The sequence below is a fragment of the Pantanalinema sp. genome, assembly GCA_036704125.1.
Taxonomy (GTDB): Bacteria; Cyanobacteriota; Sericytochromatia; order S15B-MN24; family UBA4093; genus JAGIBK01.
Genome location: DATNQI010000097.1, coordinates 1 through 15,798, shown reverse-complemented (window position 1 = coordinate 15,798; position 15,798 = coordinate 1). Strand labels below are relative to the sequence as shown.

The 15,798-nt window shown below is 69.1% G+C and carries 9 protein-coding genes; 2 read left to right on the top strand and 7 right to left on the bottom strand.

What is annotated here, in order from left to right; translation table 11 throughout:
• Both V6D00_15425 and V6D00_15420 read left to right on the top strand, forming a co-directional pair.
• A partial coding sequence (locus V6D00_15425) for an IPT/TIG domain-containing protein (GenBank protein HEY9900567.1) occupies positions 1 to 2,603 on the top strand: 2,603 nt, incomplete at its 5' end.
• Positions 2,604 to 2,612: 9 nt separating this feature from the next.
• Positions 2,613 to 5,708 carry an IPT/TIG domain-containing protein gene (locus V6D00_15420; GenBank protein HEY9900566.1) on the top strand — a complete coding sequence of 1,032 codons (3,096 nt, stop codon included), beginning with the start codon at positions 2,613 to 2,615 and terminating at the stop codon, positions 5,706 to 5,708.
• Positions 5,709 to 5,718: 10 nt separating this feature from the next.
• Here V6D00_15420 and V6D00_15415 read toward each other — a convergent pair whose 3' ends face one another.
• Genes V6D00_15415 through V6D00_15385 form a run of 7 tightly spaced genes read right to left on the bottom strand, consistent with a single transcriptional unit; the run spans position 5,719 to position 15,622 of the window.
• Positions 5,719 to 8,193: a hypothetical protein gene (locus V6D00_15415; GenBank protein ID HEY9900565.1), complete on the bottom strand. Its 2,475-nt coding sequence runs from the start codon at positions 8,191 to 8,193 to the stop codon at positions 5,719 to 5,721.
• A gap of 41 nt (positions 8,194 to 8,234) precedes the next feature.
• Positions 8,235 to 9,581, bottom strand: coding sequence for a phosphoglucosamine mutase (gene glmM / locus V6D00_15410; protein ID HEY9900564.1), 1,347 nt, complete (start codon positions 9,579 to 9,581; stop codon positions 8,235 to 8,237).
• A gap of 1 nt (position 9,582) precedes the next feature.
• Entirely contained in the window at positions 9,583 to 10,572 is a 990-nt protein-coding gene (gene galE / locus V6D00_15405) for a UDP-glucose 4-epimerase GalE (protein HEY9900563.1), read from the bottom strand.
• On the bottom strand, positions 10,559 to 11,839 hold the full coding sequence (locus V6D00_15400) for a glycosyltransferase 87 family protein (GenBank protein HEY9900562.1): 1,281 nt from the start codon (positions 11,837 to 11,839) through the stop codon (positions 10,559 to 10,561). The genes galE and V6D00_15400 overlap by 14 nt, the downstream gene beginning before the upstream one ends.
• Positions 11,840 to 11,855: 16 nt before the next feature.
• A complete protein-coding gene (locus tag V6D00_15395; GenBank protein ID HEY9900561.1) occupies positions 11,856 to 13,385 on the bottom strand; it encodes an undecaprenyl-phosphate glucose phosphotransferase in 1,530 nt (509 codons plus the stop codon).
• Positions 13,378 to 14,511, bottom strand: coding sequence for a glycosyltransferase (locus V6D00_15390; protein HEY9900560.1), 1,134 nt, complete (start codon positions 14,509 to 14,511; stop codon positions 13,378 to 13,380). Before V6D00_15390 ends, V6D00_15395 begins: the two co-directional genes overlap by 8 nt.
• A gap of 40 nt (positions 14,512 to 14,551) precedes the next feature.
• Complete coding sequence (locus V6D00_15385) at positions 14,552 to 15,622, bottom strand: glycosyltransferase family 1 protein (protein HEY9900559.1); 1,071 nt, start codon at positions 15,620 to 15,622, stop codon at positions 14,552 to 14,554.
• Positions 15,623 to 15,798: the final 176 nt, after the last annotated feature.

Sequence of the window (15,798 nt, the reverse complement as noted above, 5' to 3'; positions counted from 1 at the left end):
TGAACGCGGGGACGACCCCGGCGACGCTGGTGGGAGCCCCCGTCTACACGAATCACCCCGACGCCGAGATCGCTCAGCTGGCCACGGACCTCCTGAGCTACCTGGGGGCCAACCAGGATCCCCTGGCGTCGGTGCCCGCGATCAAGCCGAGCATCACCACGTTCTCGCCGAGCACCGCGGGCATCAACGCCCTGGTCCAGATCCAGGGGACGGGCTTCAGCCCGGTGCCTTCTGGCAACACGGTCTCGTTCAACGGGGTGCCGGGCCAGGTGCTGCTGGCGGCGCCGACGTACCTGGTGGCGGCGGTGCCCTCCGGGGCGAGCTCGGGCGGGATCACGGTGGCCACGACCCGGGGCTCGGTGACGAGCGGGGGCTTCACCCTGTCGCTTTCGGGCACGGGCGCCGGAGGGCTCGTGGTCTCGAGCTTCAGCCCGGCCTACGGCCGCGCGGGGACCGAGGTGGTGCTCAGCGGCCAGTTCGGGACGGGGACGGCCACCCCGACCGTGACGTTCAAGGGGCCCGCCAGCGACCCGGTGGTGGCACCGGTGAGCGCGTGGAGCGCGAACGCCATGACCGTGACGGTGCCGACGGGGGCGATGCCTGGCGGCATCGCGGTCCAGTCGGGGATGGCGACGGCGCAGTCGAGCGCACCGTTCGACGTCCGGCAGGGCGAGGTGAGTCTGATGAACCAGACCTACTCGACGAACCCGGGCGGGGCGTACCAGCTGCCGATCGTCAATAACTACCATTCGGTCGTCTCGACCGCCAACGCGGTCTACGTCATCGGCGGGGGGAACAGCACCAACGGCATCTCGGACGTCTTCATGTTCGCGATCCGCGCGGATGGCTCATTGGGCGCTGCGCGGCGCGTCAGCAGCCTGACGATCCCTCGTTCGTCGCCCGCATGCTTCACGGTCGGCAACTACCTGTTCGCCGCCGGCGGGCAGTCGCTCGGCGTCTTCATGAAGAACGTGGAGCGCGCGGCGATCAACCCGGACGGCACGCTCGGGGCCTGGGAGATCGTCAGCGGCGCGACCCTCCAGACGAATCGCTACGGCTCGCCCGGCCTGGTCAGCGGCAGCACCGTGTACTTCGCCGGCGACGCGTCGCTTACCGGCCTCGGCAACAAGCAAATTGAACGCTGGGCCGTCGATCCTTCGGGCGGCATGAGCTTCGTTGCCACCTATTCCTTGACGGTCGCCAGCGCCAGCGCGACGATCCACTGGAACAACGGGACGGTGGTCGGTTCGGGCCTCGTGCTGGCGGGCGGGACCTACCAGGGTTCCTACTCGAACAAGGTCATCACCCTGCCGATCCTCGGGAACGGCGCGATCGGCGACGGCACGGCCTCCGCCAACATGCCTGCCGCCGAGCATGCCACCGGGGGCGTCGTCGCCTTCAACGGGTACCTCTACGTCTGGGGCGGCAACAATACCTCGGCCTATACCACCGCCGTCTACCGCGCCCCCATCAACATGGCAACAGGGCAACTCACCGGCGCCTGGATCACGGATATGCCTCTCAACACGCCTTCGGGCATCATCGTGGGGGCGGCGCCCCTGACGACGGGCAACCGTCTCTGGGCGATGGGCGGCTACAACAACAGCGCCCCGACCGCCCATATCCAGACGACCACCATCAAAGCGGACGGGAGCCTGAACGCCTGGTCCTTCTATGGCGGGATGACGACCTGGCGCTACGGTGCCGGGGTCGAGGTCCTCAACGACAAGATCTGGTTTCTCGGCGGGGGAAGCAGCAACACGACCTACGGCTCCACCGAGTACTTTCCGGTCGAGCCCAACGGATCCCTGGGGCCCTCCACGGTCGGGCCGGCGCTCAACGCGCCTCGCTACAAGGCCGAAAGCGTCGTCATCGAGAGAGCGGGCAATCGCTTCGTCTACATGATCGGGGGCCTCAACCCCGCCGGGGCCTCCATCACCTCGGTCGAGCGCTCCCTGGTCAACTCGGACGGTACCCTCGGGACTTTCTTCACGCAGCCGAGCAACCTGGTGCAGGCGCGCGCCTACTTCGCGAGCGCCGTGATCGGCGATTACGTCTATTGCTTCGGGGGGTACTATCCGGGCCTGTTCAGCTCGATCGAGCGCGCCCTCATCAGACCGGACGGCAGCCTCGATCCCTTCCAGACTTACGGGGTCTCGCTGCCGGATGCCATCGACTCTCAGCGGGCCATCGTGATCGGGAACTACGTCTACGTGGCCGGTGGTGCCACCAGCACCTCGGGCAGCGGGGCGAACGGGCTGGTCTACTATGCGCCCATCTATCCCGACGGCAGCATCGGCTCCTTCCTGCGCGGCCCCAGCATGCCTTCCGCCCTGCAGGACGGCGCGCTCGCGAAGGTGGGCAACTACCTCTACTTCTTCGGCGGTTACAGCGCGGGCGCGAGCAACATCGTGCAGCGGGCCTTCATCAACCCCGACGGCACGCTCGGTGCCTGGCAGTACCACAAGTCGGATCGCTACGTGTTGCCCTTCAGTGCGTCCTACATGTCGGAAGTTCCGGTCTATCGAGACGCGATCTTCGTCGTCTCGGGCTATACGGGCGCCAGCGCGATCACCTCGATCGCGCAGGGCACGATCCAGTAGGGGGATGAGATGAGCACGCGTCGGTTGATCCTCTTCATCCTCTCGCTTGCGCTGGCGGGTTGCCAGGCGCTGCGGCCGAACGTGCCCAACTTCGGGGATCGCGCCGCCTCGGGCTCGGCGATCGCGAGCGCCTCGGTGCATGGGCGCCTGAGCGCGCCCGACGCCCGGCAGGCGCAGGCCCTGCCCTCGGACGTGGTGAACGCGGCGACGGTCTCCTTCATCGACGCGGCGAACACGACGGTGGCCACCGGGAAGACGGACGCCTCGGGCAACTTCAGCCTGAGCCTGAACGGCTACGCGCCGGCCAACGGGGCGACCTACATCCTCGAGGCGGTGAAGGGGCTTAACAACCAGGCCCCGGGCTCCAGCGCGGCCCGCTTCCGCACCCTCTTGCAGTGGAACGGGACGGGCTGGCTGAGCTGCAGCAACGGCGCGGTGGGCGGCGGGATCGTGATCAACGCCCTGACGACGGCCCTTGCGATCGCGTGCGCCCTGGACCCGGTGAACGTGCCCCCCGCCCAGACCATGGGCAAGGTGAACGCGGGGACGACCCCGGCGACGCTGGCGGGAGCCCCCGTCTACACGAATCACCCCGACGCCGAGATCGCTCAGCTGGCCACGGACCTCCTGAGCTACCTGGGGGCCAACCAGGACCCCCTGGCGTCGGTGCCCGCGATCAAGCCGAGCATCACCACGTTCTCACCGAGCACCGCGGGCATCAACGCCCTGGTCCAGATCCAGGGGACGGGCTTCAGCCCGGTGCCTTCGGGCAACACGGTCTCGTTCAACGGGGTGCCGGGCCAGGTGGTGCTGGCGGCGCCGACGTACCTGGTGGCGGCGGTGCCCTCCGGGGCGAGCTCGGGCGGGATCACGGTGGCCACGGCCCGGGGCTCGGTGACGAGCGGGGGCTTCACCCTCTCGCTTTCGGGCGCCGGCGCCGGCGGGCTCGTGGTCTCGAGCTTCAGCCCGGCCTACGGCCGCGCGGGGACCGAGGTGGTGCTGAGCGGCCAGTTCGGGACGGGGACGGCCACCCCGACCGTGACGTTCAAGGGGCCCGCCAGCGACCCGGTGGTGGCGCCGGTGAGCGCGTGGAGCGCGAACGCCATGACGGTGACGGTGCCGACGGGGGCGGTGCCGGGCGGCATCGGGGTCCAGTCGGGGATGGCGACGGCGCAGTCGAGCGCTCCGTTCGACGTCTGGCAAGGCGAGGTGAGCCTGATGAACCAGGTCTACTCGACGAGCCCGGGCGGGGCGTACCAGTTGCCGAACGTGAATTCCTACCATACCGTCATTTCCTCCGACAAGGCCGTTTACATGCTCGGCGGAACCGGCCTGAGCGCGGGGGGAGGCACGGACGTCTTCATGTTCGCGATCCGCGCGGACGGCTCGCTGGCACCCGCCATGCGCGTCAGCAGCATGATCAATCCTCGCTATGGCGCTCCTTGCGCGATTGTCGGCAACTACATGTTCGCCCTGGGGGGGCAAAACGCCTATCCCATCGAGCGCGCCGAGATATACGCCGACGGCACGCTGGGCCCCTGGGAGAGCACGGGGGTCAACCTTCAGACCAACCGCTACTCCATGCCGGCCATGGTCAAGGGCAATGACATCTACCTGGTGAGCTCCTACACGGTGACCACCATCGAGCGCTACACCGTCGACGGCTCGGGAAACATCAGCAGGACGGCCACCTACCCCTTCACGGTGGGGGGAGTGAGCAAGCATCTCAGCTGGTACGCCGGGATGGTGGTCGGATCGAGCATCGTCCTGGTCGGGGGCGAGCTGAGCGGAGGGAAGTCAGCCGCGACCATCACCCTTCCCATCAATGCGGACGGTTCGATCGGCGACGGGGTGACCTCGGCCTACAACCTGCCCCAGACGGAGTACGCGCCGGGAGGCTGGACCGTCGCCAGCGGTTCCTTCTACGTCTGGGGCGGCTACAACGGCACGGCGTACACGGCCAACGTCTACCGCGCCCCCATCAACACGGCCACCGGCCAGTTGACGGGGGCCTGGGTGGCCGACGGCAGCTTGCGGGCGCTTTCCTCCATCGTCGTGGGCACGATGCCCGTCACCGCGGGCAACCGGCTCTGGGCGCTGGGCGGAGCCAGTGCCGGCGCCGGCACCAGCCCGACGGCGATCATCCAGACGACCACCATCAAGGCGGACGGGAGCCTCAACGCCTGGTCGTACTACGGGGGGATGACGAGCTGGCGCTTCGGCTGCGGGGTCCATACCACCGGCAACAAGATCTGGCTCGTCGGGGGAAGCCCCACCGACGGTTCGACGGCCGCCAGCACGACCGAGTGTTTCGCCATCGAACCCGACGGGACCCTGGGACCTTCCACGGTGGGCCCTTCCCTCAAGACGCCGCGTTACAAGGGCGAGAGCTTCGTCGTCGAGAGGGGCGCGAACCGCTACCTGTATGCCGTGGGCGGCTCGAATGGCGGGACCTACCTGAGCTCGGTCGAGCGGGCTCGGATCAATCCGGACGGGACCCTCGGGGCCTTCGAGGCGGTTTCGAGCGCGCTGGTGGTGGCCCGGAGTCACGGTTCGGGGGCCGTCATCGGCGATTACTTCTACTATTTTGCGGGCACCAACGGAAGCTACCAGACATCGATCGAGCGGGCTCGGATCAACCCGGACGGGAGCCTGGGGGCCTTCGAGCTGCTGGACAAGATGCTGCCGGATGCCAGGACCGAGCATCGCGCCGTCGTGGTCGACAACTACGTCTACGTGATCGGATCCTACAACGGCGCGGCGGCGACGGGCCTGGTCTACATGGCCCCCATCTATCCCGACGGGACCCTCGGGGCCTTCACGCGCGGTCCGAACTTGCTCACCGCGGTGTACGAGCCGGTGCTCGCGAAGCTCGGCAACTACCTCTACGCCTTCGGCGGGTCGGCCGCCAACGTCGTGCAGCGCGCGCTGATCAACCCCGACGGGACCCTCAATGCGTGGCAGGCCTACAGGTCCGATCGCTACGTGTTGCCCTTCAACACGGGCTATGCCAACGACATGTCCGTCTTCGGGAACACGCTGTTCCTCTTCTCCGGCTACAACGGGGGGGTGGTCCAGGCGATCGCCCAGGGCACCGTGCGCTGACAAGGACGGGTCAGGGCGCTTCCACCGTGATCGCGAAGCGCTCCGGCGCGGTCGCGACGGTCCCGAAGGTGTCCGCGAGGCGCACCTCCGCCACGTAGTCCCCCGGGGCCTCCGGCGCGAAAAGCCGCTCCTGGAAGCGGTACGCGCCGCCAGGGAACACGTCGAACGAAAGGGGGTAGCGCCTCGGCCGGGCCTGTCCCACGGCGACCTCTGCGCCCGTGACCCGTTCGAGCCACCGCACCTGCAGCCCCACTTCGCCCGCCCCGTTGTCGAAGATCCAGCGGGGATGCCGGCGTAGCCACTCCGGGCGCGCGGCGAGGCGCTCGCGCCAGGTGGTCGCGGCGCGCCAGACGCCGGTGCCTTGGTTGTGGATCGCTGCCTCGAGCGGGATTCGCTGGCCCGAGAGGACGCGTCCGGGAGGCCGGGGGCTCTTCCATTCCAGCCGGGCCTGGATCGGCGCGGTGAGGGTGTCGGGCAAGCGCATGGCGGAGATCCCGACCGAGGCGGTCGCGACGAAGCCCGGACCCTCGATCGAGAGCAGATAGTTCCCGGTCCCGCGTGGCGTGCGCACGGGGATCCCGACGTGCTGGCTTCCCTGGAGGGCGATGGGCAGCCAGACGTGCCGCTCTTCGGCGAAAGGGGTCGGGCCCTGCCACCGGATCGCCACCGGCTGGTGCCGGTCCGGCATTGGAGGCATCCATGCGGCGGGCGGTGTGGTCGCCAGGGTGAGGGGGATCCTGAACGCTCGGTCGCGCGTGAGGCGCTGCGGCAGGTCGAGGGTGGCCTCCAGCCGCCGGGTGAGGGGTGGGTGACGGTCGAGGCGGTAGAGGGCGCCCTGGTCGGGCTCGCTCCAGAGCAGCTTCAAGCCGAGCGCCGCCGGATCCCGCTCGGCGGCTTGCCAGTCAAGGCGCTCGCCCGGCGTCATCTTGTCGTACTGGACGCCGACCCAGCCCACGCTGACGGCCGCGAGCGCATCCAGGGCCCCGGGCGTCGGACCGGCCTCGAGGTGGCGGGCGAACGCGAGGTAGCTGTCGGGGAAGAAGCCGGAGTAGCCGTTCACGAGCGGTCGGCCGCTGGGCAGCACGGCGAGCATTCTGCCGGATTCGAGGATGCCGTCGGCCTCCCGCTCGTAGGTCGGCATGGGCACGATGACGCCAGGGGCCATCGGAGCCAGAAAGAGCGCGCGCTCGAGGGCGGACGGCACGGGGCGAGGGTAGACGGGCAGGGGCCGGTGGCGGGTGTCGAGGAGGACCACGGCGATCGCGACAGCCGCGATCGCCCCGCGGCGAAAGGGCGTGGTGCCGTAGCGATCCAGCAGGCGGCTCAGGCCGATGCCGGCGAGCACGGCGAGGCAGAAGGCGACCATCAGCCCCAGCCGGGCCGGGACGCGGATGGCGCTGAACCCCGGCACCAGGTAGAACAGCGCCGCGTAGGGCATGGGAAGGAAGGTGATCGCGCCGCGCACCTGGAGGATCGGGCCCAGGCTCAAGAGCCAGGCGACAGCCCCGGCGAGGGCCACGGCCCGAGCCTCCTGCGAGAGCCACTCGCGGCGCCGGCTGAAGGCCCACCCCAGCGCGAAGGCTGCGAGCGCGAGCGCGACGAGGCCCGGGAAGAGGTACTTCTCGTGGGCGTAGAGCGGCGAGGCAGCAGCCAGGCGTCCGCCGTAGGGGACGCTGAGCGGCCAGGCGCTCAGGTAGCTGAACAGATCGGCTCCGAGCGCCGTGCCGTCCCGCAGGGTGCGGCTCATCCCCCACGCGCGGCTGAGGCGCAGGTAGGGCCACAGCAGGCTCCCCAGAGCCACGGCAGTGCCCGCCATGAGCGCGCCCCCCCTGAGGGCGAGCGCGCGCGTGCGCAGGGCAGGCGATCGCCAGAGGCGCGCAAGGACGTAGCTTCCGATGGTGATGAGCAGGAAGTAGCCCAGGTATACCGAGCTTGCGAACTGAAGCACCAGGAAGAGGGCGGCCCCGAGGCCGTGCCGCCACCGCGCGCCGCGCAAGAAGGCGCTCGAGGCGAGCAGGGCGAGCGGGGTCCACCAGAGGCCGAACAGCTGGAGGTGGCTGAGCTGGCTGAACCTGACGGGGCTCAGCGCGAAGATCAGGCCGCCCACCAGCGCGGCCGCGCGGCTTCCGGTCCAGCGCAGCAAGAGGGCGTAGGTCGCGAGGCCCGTCAGGGCGATTGCGAGGATGAAGAAGGCGTTGGCGGCCCAGACCGGGTCGCCCGAGAGGGCCATGAGCGGCCCGAACACGGGGAGGTTGCCGAGGAGGTTCTCGGAGAAGGCGAGGGTGTCTCGGGCCGGGTAGAAGTACGGGGCCTGGAAGAGGCCCCCCGGGTCGCGGGGCAGGATGGTGGCTCCCCATGCCATGATCCAGGTGTTGAGCACGCCGTCGCCGGGGTCGAGCACCCCGTCGCCCATCCTCAGGGCCAGCGGGTAGGTGCCGGCGACGGCGGCCAGCAGGAAGCACGCCCCGGCGAAGAGCCAGGACATGATGGCCTGCAACCTGGCACGGACCTCCACGGCTTTTTTCGTCAGGCCAGCTCGGACGAGATGACGCCGATGAGGCGATCGCAGATCCCGTGGATCTGCGCGTCGTCCTTGCCCTCGACCATCACCCGGATCAGGGGCTCGGTGCCCGAGGCGCGGACGAGGAGCCGGCCACTTCCCGCGAGCTCGGCATCGGCATCGGCGATGGCCTTGGCGATCGCCGGGTTCTGTTGCCAGCCCTGGGTCGAGGCGAGGCGCACGTTCTTGAGCACCTGCGGATAGTCCGTCATCTTGGCGGCGAGGACCGAGAGGGGCTCGCCCGCGGCCTTCAGGGCCGAGAGCAGGCGCAGGGCCGAATTGAGGCCGTCGCCGGTCGTGTTGTCGTCCAGGAAGATCAGGTGGCCGCTCTGCTCGCCGCCGATGCGGATGTCCCTGGCCTTCATCTCCTCGAGGACGTAGCGATCGCCGACCTTGGCGCGCACCAGCTCGCCGCCGAGGCGTTGCACGGCCTCCTCGAAGCCCATGTTGCTCATGACCGTCGCGACCAAGGACGGGCTCTTGAGGCGGCCGGTCGCGAGCGCATGCTCCAGGCAGATCAGCATGATGTGGTCGCCGTCGACGACAGCACCCGTCTCGTCCACCGCGAGCATGCGATCCGCGTCCCCGTCGAAGGCGATGCCCAGCTGGAAGCCGCCCTCGCGAACCCTGGCCTGGAGCTGCTCCAGGTGGGTCGAGCCGCAGCCCCGGTTGATGTTGTCGCCGTCGGGCGCGTCGTTCAGGACCTGGACGTGCGCGCCCAGCGCCCGAAGCACGCGCGGGGCCAGGGCATAGGCCGCCCCGTGGCCCACGTCGAGGACGAGGCTCAGGCCGGTGAGGCCCTCCGCGAAGGCCTGGGTCACGTGCCGGACGTAGTTCTCCACCAGATCGAAGCGATCCTCGACCACCCCCAGGGCCTCGCCCGTGGGGCGGGGGAGGGTGTCCTCGACGGCGTCGAGCAGGACCTCGATGGCACCCTCGGTCTCGTCGGGAAGCTTGAAGCCGTCACCGCTGAAGAACTTGATGCCGTTGTCGGGGCTCGGGTTGTGGGAGGCCGAGATCATCACGCCCGCGGCGCCGCCGCAGTTGGCCGCGAGCCACGCGACGACCGGGGTGGGGACGACGCCCAGCCGGTACACGTCCACGCCCACCGAGCAGATGCCCGCGGCGAGGGCCGCTTCGAGCATGGTGCCCGAGCGGCGGGTGTCTCGCCCGATGAAGATCACGGGGCGTTCCCCCGCGTGGCCCTCGAGCAGGACCGCCGCGCCCGCGCGGCCCAGCTTGAAGGCGAGCTCCGGGGTGAGCTTGTCGTTGGCCAGGCCGCGGACGCCGTCGGTGCCGAAGTACTTGCCCACCTTACACCCCCGCTTCTTTCCGGTGCCAGGTCCAGGCCGTCTCGATGATCCGGTCGAGCTTGGCGAACTCGGGCTTCCATCCCAGCTCGGTGACGGCCTTCTCGGCCGACCCGATGAGCTGGGGGGGATCCCCCTCGCGGCGCGGGGCGAAGTCGAAGGGCACCTTGCGGCCCATGATTCGCTCGGAGGTCTCGATCACTTCCTTGACCGAGTAGCCGCTGCCGTTGCCCAGGTTGTAGATGGCGCTCTCTCCGCCCGAGAGCAGGCGCTCGAGACCCAGGATGTGGGCGCGCGCCAGGTCGATGACGTGGATGTAGTCGCGGACGCAGGTGCCGTCCGGGGTCGGGTAGTCATCGCCGAAGACCTTGAGCGGGGTGCCGCCCATGGCCGCGCGCAGCACCAGGGGGATGAGGTGGGTCTCGGGGTCGTGGCGCTCCCCGATCTCCGATTCGGGATCGGCGCCCGCCGCGTTGAAGTAGCGGAAGCAGATGCTCTTGAGGTCGTAGGCGCGGCCGTAGTCCGCAAGCACCCGCTCGACCATGAGCTTGGTTGCTCCGTAGGGGTTGATGGGGGCCTGGGGGTGGGTCTCGGGGATGGGGATCTGCGTCGGCACGCCGTAGGTGGCGCAGGTGGAGCTGAAGATGAACTTGTCGACGCCGAACTCGCGCATCACCTTGAGGAGGTTGAGGGTGGCGCCGACGTTGTTGAAGTAGTACTTCTCGGGGTCGGTGACGCTCTCGCCCACGTAGGCGTAGGCGGCAAAGTGCATGACCCCCGCGATCCTGTACTTGCGGAACACCTCGCGCAGGCGCTCGGTGTCGCTCATGTCGCCCTCCTCGAAGGCCCCCCACTTCACGGCGTCGCGGTGGCCGTAGACCAGGTTGTCGAAGGTGACGGTGGCGTAACCCTGGCGGTTGAGCTCCTTGACGCAGTGGGAGCCGATGTAGCCGGCGCCGCCGACCACCAGGATCATGTCGTTAGTTGCTGGCATGTAGGGTCCTTTCGGAGAGGGATGCGTTTTCCAAGTGTAGCGAGGGGATGCTCGAAGGCGCAAGCCGCACCAGATCCCGGACCAGCGCGCCGAAGGCGAGCACGCTCACCAGGCTCAGGGTGCGATCGAGCCAGAGGGCGCTCAGCAGGCGAGCCACGTTGGGGTCCTGGGCATAGACCAGGTTGATGATCGTGACGACGCACAGCGTCCAGTAGACGGGCCTCAGATGAGGCCGGTAGGCGTAGGCGACGGTGAGGATCCCGATGGCGACGATGCCGTAACGCTCGTGCATGCGCGTGGCGAGCATGAAGAAGGCGAGCACGCTGGTCGCCGCCCCGAGCCAGAACGTCGCGGGGTCGCGCCGCCGGAACAGCACCGCGGCGATCAGGATCTGGACCAGACCGAGCAGGACGAGCCCCCAGACGCGCTGACTCAAGCCCAGCAAGGTCGCATCGTCCGGCGTGAGCTGCCCGAAGAGGCCGTGCAGGTTGAAGGCGTTGAACGCCCCGTAAGGATAGCTCTGCGCCGTGGCCGTCATGCGCGCGTACAGGGCCAGGAACGACTCGAGCGGAGCTCCGTTCGGCCAGAAGGGGCGAATGGCCCCGAACGCACAGAGCGTCCCGGCGGCGAGGGCAACGAGCCACCGGCCAAGACGGTGCCGGAACCACTGGGTGGCGAGGAAAACCGGCGCCAGGAAGAGGCCCTGCGGCTTGAGCATCAGGGACAAGGCGGCGAGCAAGCTCGCACGGACGAGCCAGCCCTCGGTCAGGGCCCAGAGGATCGCGAGCATGAAGGTCAGGAGCAGCGTGTCGATCTGGCCCCAGTAGACGGCGTCGTAGAGGAAGAGCGGGTTGAAGAGGGCGAGAACCGCCGCGCCCTTGGCCTTCTCGGGACCGAGGCGCGGCGCGACGATGCGATAGACCAGGTAGCCGTTCAGCAGATCGAGCAGCCCCGAGAGCGCCTTGAGCAGCGCGTTGAAGGCGGTGACCGGCACGAAGGCCGCGAAGGCGCTCCAGGCGAGGGGGGCCGCGTCGAAGCGGGTGTAGACCCAGGTCCAGGCCCCGAGCCAGTGCATGTAGAGGGGCGGGTAGTCGCACGAGAAGAAGCGTTTGCTACCCTCGTAGAAGCCCGCCGGCCCGTCCAGGACCATGGCCACGCCCCATGCCTTGAAGCAGGCCTGGTCGAAGGGCTGTCCCCCGGGGATCAGGGCGATCGCGACGCGCAAGAGCGCCGCGTAGAGGAAGAGCCTGGGCAGGGATCGGCGCAACTGGGGCGATCCTCGGCTAGTAAGCCTTGTAGAACAGGACTTCCAGGGCCGTCTTCACGATGATCCGCAGATCGAGGAGGAGCGACCAGTTCTCCACGTAGTAGATGTCGTAGCGGGTCCGCTCCTCGATGGTGCCTTCCTCGCCCCGCAGGCCGTTCACCTGGGCCCAGCCCGTCAGGCCGCTGCGAACCAGGTGCCGGTCCATGTACTTGGGGATGTAGGTCTTGAACTGATCGATGAAGAAGGGGCGCTCGGGACGCGGCCCCACCAGGGTCATGTCGCCCGCGAGCACGTTCCAGATCTGGGGCAGCTCGTCCAGGCTGAAGCGGCGCAGCACGGCGCCGATCGGCGTGGCGCGGTTGTCGCCGGCCTTCGCCCAGACCGGGCCGCTCGATTCCTCGGCGTCGATGCGCATGGTGCGGAACTTGTAGATGTTGAACAGGCGCCCGTCGCGGCCCATGCGCTCCTGCTTGTAGAAGACGGGGCCGGGGCTCGTCAGCTTCACCAGGAGGGCCGTGACCAGCATGAGGGGCGAGGCGAGCAGCAGGCCCAGAGCCGACAGCACGACGTCCATCAGGCGCTTGAGGAAGCGGTTGTGCCACTTGCGCAGCGGCACGTCCCCGATCTCGAGGGTGGGGATGCCGTCGAGATCCGAGATCCGGATCTTGGCGGTCATCAGCTCCAGGAGGTCGGGCACGATCCGGAACTGCACGGGGCGGCGCGAGGCCCCCGCCTCCATCAGCTCGACGAACTCGCTGAAGGTCGCCCCGGGCCGGGCCAGGAGCACCTCGTCGATCCGGTGCTGCTCGATGAGGGTGCCGAGGTCCTCGACCTCGCCCAGCACCTGGCCGTAGGTCTTCACGTGGGTCTCGCGCAGCTCGCCGGTCCGCACGGAGCAAACCCAGCGATCGCCCTCCATCCACTCGCCGGGTGCGGGCACGAAGCCCACCAGGCGGTGCCCCAGGTGAGGAGCGTCCGCGAAGCGCGCCGCCATCATCTCGCCGAGGGGGTTGCAGCCGACGATCAGGGTGTTGAGACTCCCCCAGCCCTTGGCTTGCAGCCATTCCTGGAAGGAGCGCAGCCCCACGTGGAAGGCGCCCAGCGCGATGTAGCCGAAGGCCACGCTGTAGACCAGGACCAGGCGCGAGTACGAGAAGTCGCGGTAGAAGAAGCCGAGGCCCATGGCGAGCAGGGTGCCGAGGCCCATTCCGAAGGCCAGGATGACCAGGTCCTCGAACTTGGAGGCCGCGCGCTGGTAGCGATACAGCCCCATCGCGGCGAGCACCATCACCCAGACGGTCGCGATGAGCACGGTCGCATGCCAGTAAGGCGTCCAGGGCGGCCCGTGCTCGACCGAGGCCAGGACGTGCCACTCGAAGCGCATGGCGTAGACCAGCGCGAAGATGCCGTTGATGAGCGCCCAGTCCGCCAGGACCACCAGGGGCAGCCCCGCGTACATGATGTTGCGCTCGAGCCACTCGCGCCAGGTGGGCGCGGGAACGGCGCCATGGACGGCGTGGTGCGCTTCGAGGGTGTCTTTAGCCATGCACGGCCTCGCTGACTCCCTCGAAGGCGCCCGCCCGGCGCTCGGCGATCGCCTGGTCGATGACCCCCTGCATCCGCGCGGCGAAGGCCTCGAAGGCGAAGCTCTCGGCGTGGCGCCGGATCGCGGCCGGATCGAGGTCCATGCGCTCCAGCCGCTTGAGGGCCTGCACCAGGCTGTCGGGGTGCTGCTCGGCGAAGAAGACCCCGGTGACCCCGTCGATGACGGTCTCGAGCGCGCCGCCCGCGCCGAAGGCGACGACCGGGCGCCCGGCGGCCTGGGCCTCGAGCGGGACGATGCCGAAGTCCTCGAAGGCGCCGAAGACGAGGGCCTTGCAGCGGGCCATCTCGCTGGCGACGTCCGAGTCGCTCAGGTGGCCGAGGAACTGCACGTTGGGCCTGGCCATGGCCTTGAGCTCGGCGTAGAGGGGGCCGTCGCCGATGATCTTGAGGGGGACGCCGGTGGCGTTGGCCGCCTGCACGGCCAGATCGACCCGCTTGTAGGGCACCAGGCGCGAGAGCACCAGCAGGTGATCCCCGATCTGCGAGGCAGGAGCCGGCAAGAAGCGCTCCACGTCGATGGGGGGCGGCACCACCTCGGCCCCTCGGCGATAGTGCTTCTGGATGCGGCGCGAGACCTCGCGCGAGTTGGCGACGAAGCGATCGACGCGGTTGGCCGTGAGCACGTCCCACTGGCGCAGGTAGCTGAGGATGGCGGCGGAGACGGGCCGCAACAGCGGGTTCACCGTCGCCTGGTACGGGTGGTAGAGGTCCCAGGCGTAGCGCATGGGGGTGTGGGTGTAGCTGACGTGCACCGTCTCGGGGCGGGTCACGACCCCCTTGGCGCAGGCGTGGGCGCTCGACAGCACCAGGTCGTAGCCCGAGAGATCGAACTGCTCGAAGGCGAGCGGCATCAGGGGCAAGAGCTTCTGGTAGTGCCTGGTGGCACCGGGCAAGCGCTGGAGGAAGGACGGCCGCACGTCAAGCTCGTCGAACTCGGCCGGCAGCAGATCCTTGCGGTGGACGGTGGTGAAGACGGGAGCGTCCGGGAACATGCGGTGGAAAGCCCAGACCACGCGCTCGGAGCCACCGAGGGTGGTGAGCCATTCATGAACCAGGGCGACCTTCAATGACCGTTCCTCGTCTCCCCCGCCCCCCGGTGGGGCGGGGTCAGGGGTGGGGGGATAAAATACGGCGATACGCTTCGAGCGTCCTTGCCGCCGTCACGTCCCACGAGAAGGCGCGGGCGCGCTCGCGACCCAGGGCGGCAAGCGCCTCGCGACGGCCCGGATCCTCGCACAGAGACTCGATTGCTCGCTGCCATTCTAGCACACCATCGGGGGCCAGGAGCAGCCCGGCAGGCCCGACGACCTCGGGAATGGAGGCGCGATCGCTCGCGATCACCGGGACTCCGGCCGCCATCGCCTCCAGGGGTGGCAGCCCGAAGCCCTCGTAGCGCGACGGGAAGACGAAGGCCGTGGCCTCCTGGTACAGCGCCGCGAGCTCCGCCTCTTCGGCGACGAAGCCCGTCAGCACGACCCGATCCGAGAGGTTGCGCGCCGCGAGCCGCTCGCGCATCGGGACGCGCGGATCCTCTCGTCCGACCAGGACCAGCTTCACGTCGGCGAAGCGCTCAGAGTCCATGCCTTCCATGACGTCAAGGAGCAGGTCGACGTTCTTGTAGCCCTTCCACTGGCCGGCGTAGAGCAAATAGCGGCCGGTCAGGCCATAGCGATCGCGCACCCGGCGCCGCAGCTCGGGTGAGGCTTGTTCGGTGAACCGCGCCTCCACCCCGAGCGGGATGGTCTCCACCTTTTCGGGCTTCGCGCCCGCCAGGGTGACCAGGTCCTTGCGGGTGTGCTCGGAGACGGTGAGGACGCGCCGCGCCTTGCGCGGCACCAGGCGCGCCATGGCATGGAAGTAGGCGCCCCCGAAGCGCGCGGCGATCGCCTCCGGGTAGTGGAAGGGGATCAGGTCGTGGATGGTGGCGACCAGGGGCACGCGGCTCAGGAGCGGCGCGTTCAGGTGCGGGACGTGCAGCAGATCGAGCCCGGCCTCCTTGACGGCGGCGGGCATCATGGCCTGTTCCTGGGGAGACATGGGCTTGGCCTCGAGGACGCGTCGCTCGATCCCGGGGAAGTCCCACCGTGGATCCGCGGCCTGATGAGGCAGCATCCAGGCGATGACCTCGACGCCCTGCGCGCCGAGCCTCGGCAACAGGCACTGGATGTAGCGCCCGATGCCGCTGTTCTCGATGAGTCTTGCGTCGAAGCCGATGCGAATGGGACAGGTCTCCTGGCGATTCTCCCCGCCCCCCGGTGGGGCGGGGTCGGGGGTGGGGGGATTTTAAAAGCTCCAAGTCCCCCGAAGGCATGAGGAACTTGATTTTATCCCCCCACCCCTAGCCCCGCCCCACC

Coding starts and splice junctions, on each gene's coding strand:
- V6D00_15420 (HEY9900566.1), top strand. CDS start 2,613: ATGAGCACGCGTCGGTTGATCCTCTTCATCCTCTCGCTTGCGCTGGCG.
- V6D00_15415 (HEY9900565.1), bottom strand. CDS start 8,193: ATGTCCTGGCTCTTCGCCGGGGCGTGCTTCCTGCTGGCCGCCGTCGCC.
- galE (HEY9900563.1), bottom strand. CDS start 10,572: ATGCCAGCAACTAACGACATGATCCTGGTGGTCGGCGGCGCCGGCTAC.
- V6D00_15395 (HEY9900561.1), bottom strand. CDS start 13,385: ATGGCTAAAGACACCCTCGAAGCGCACCACGCCGTCCATGGCGCCGTT.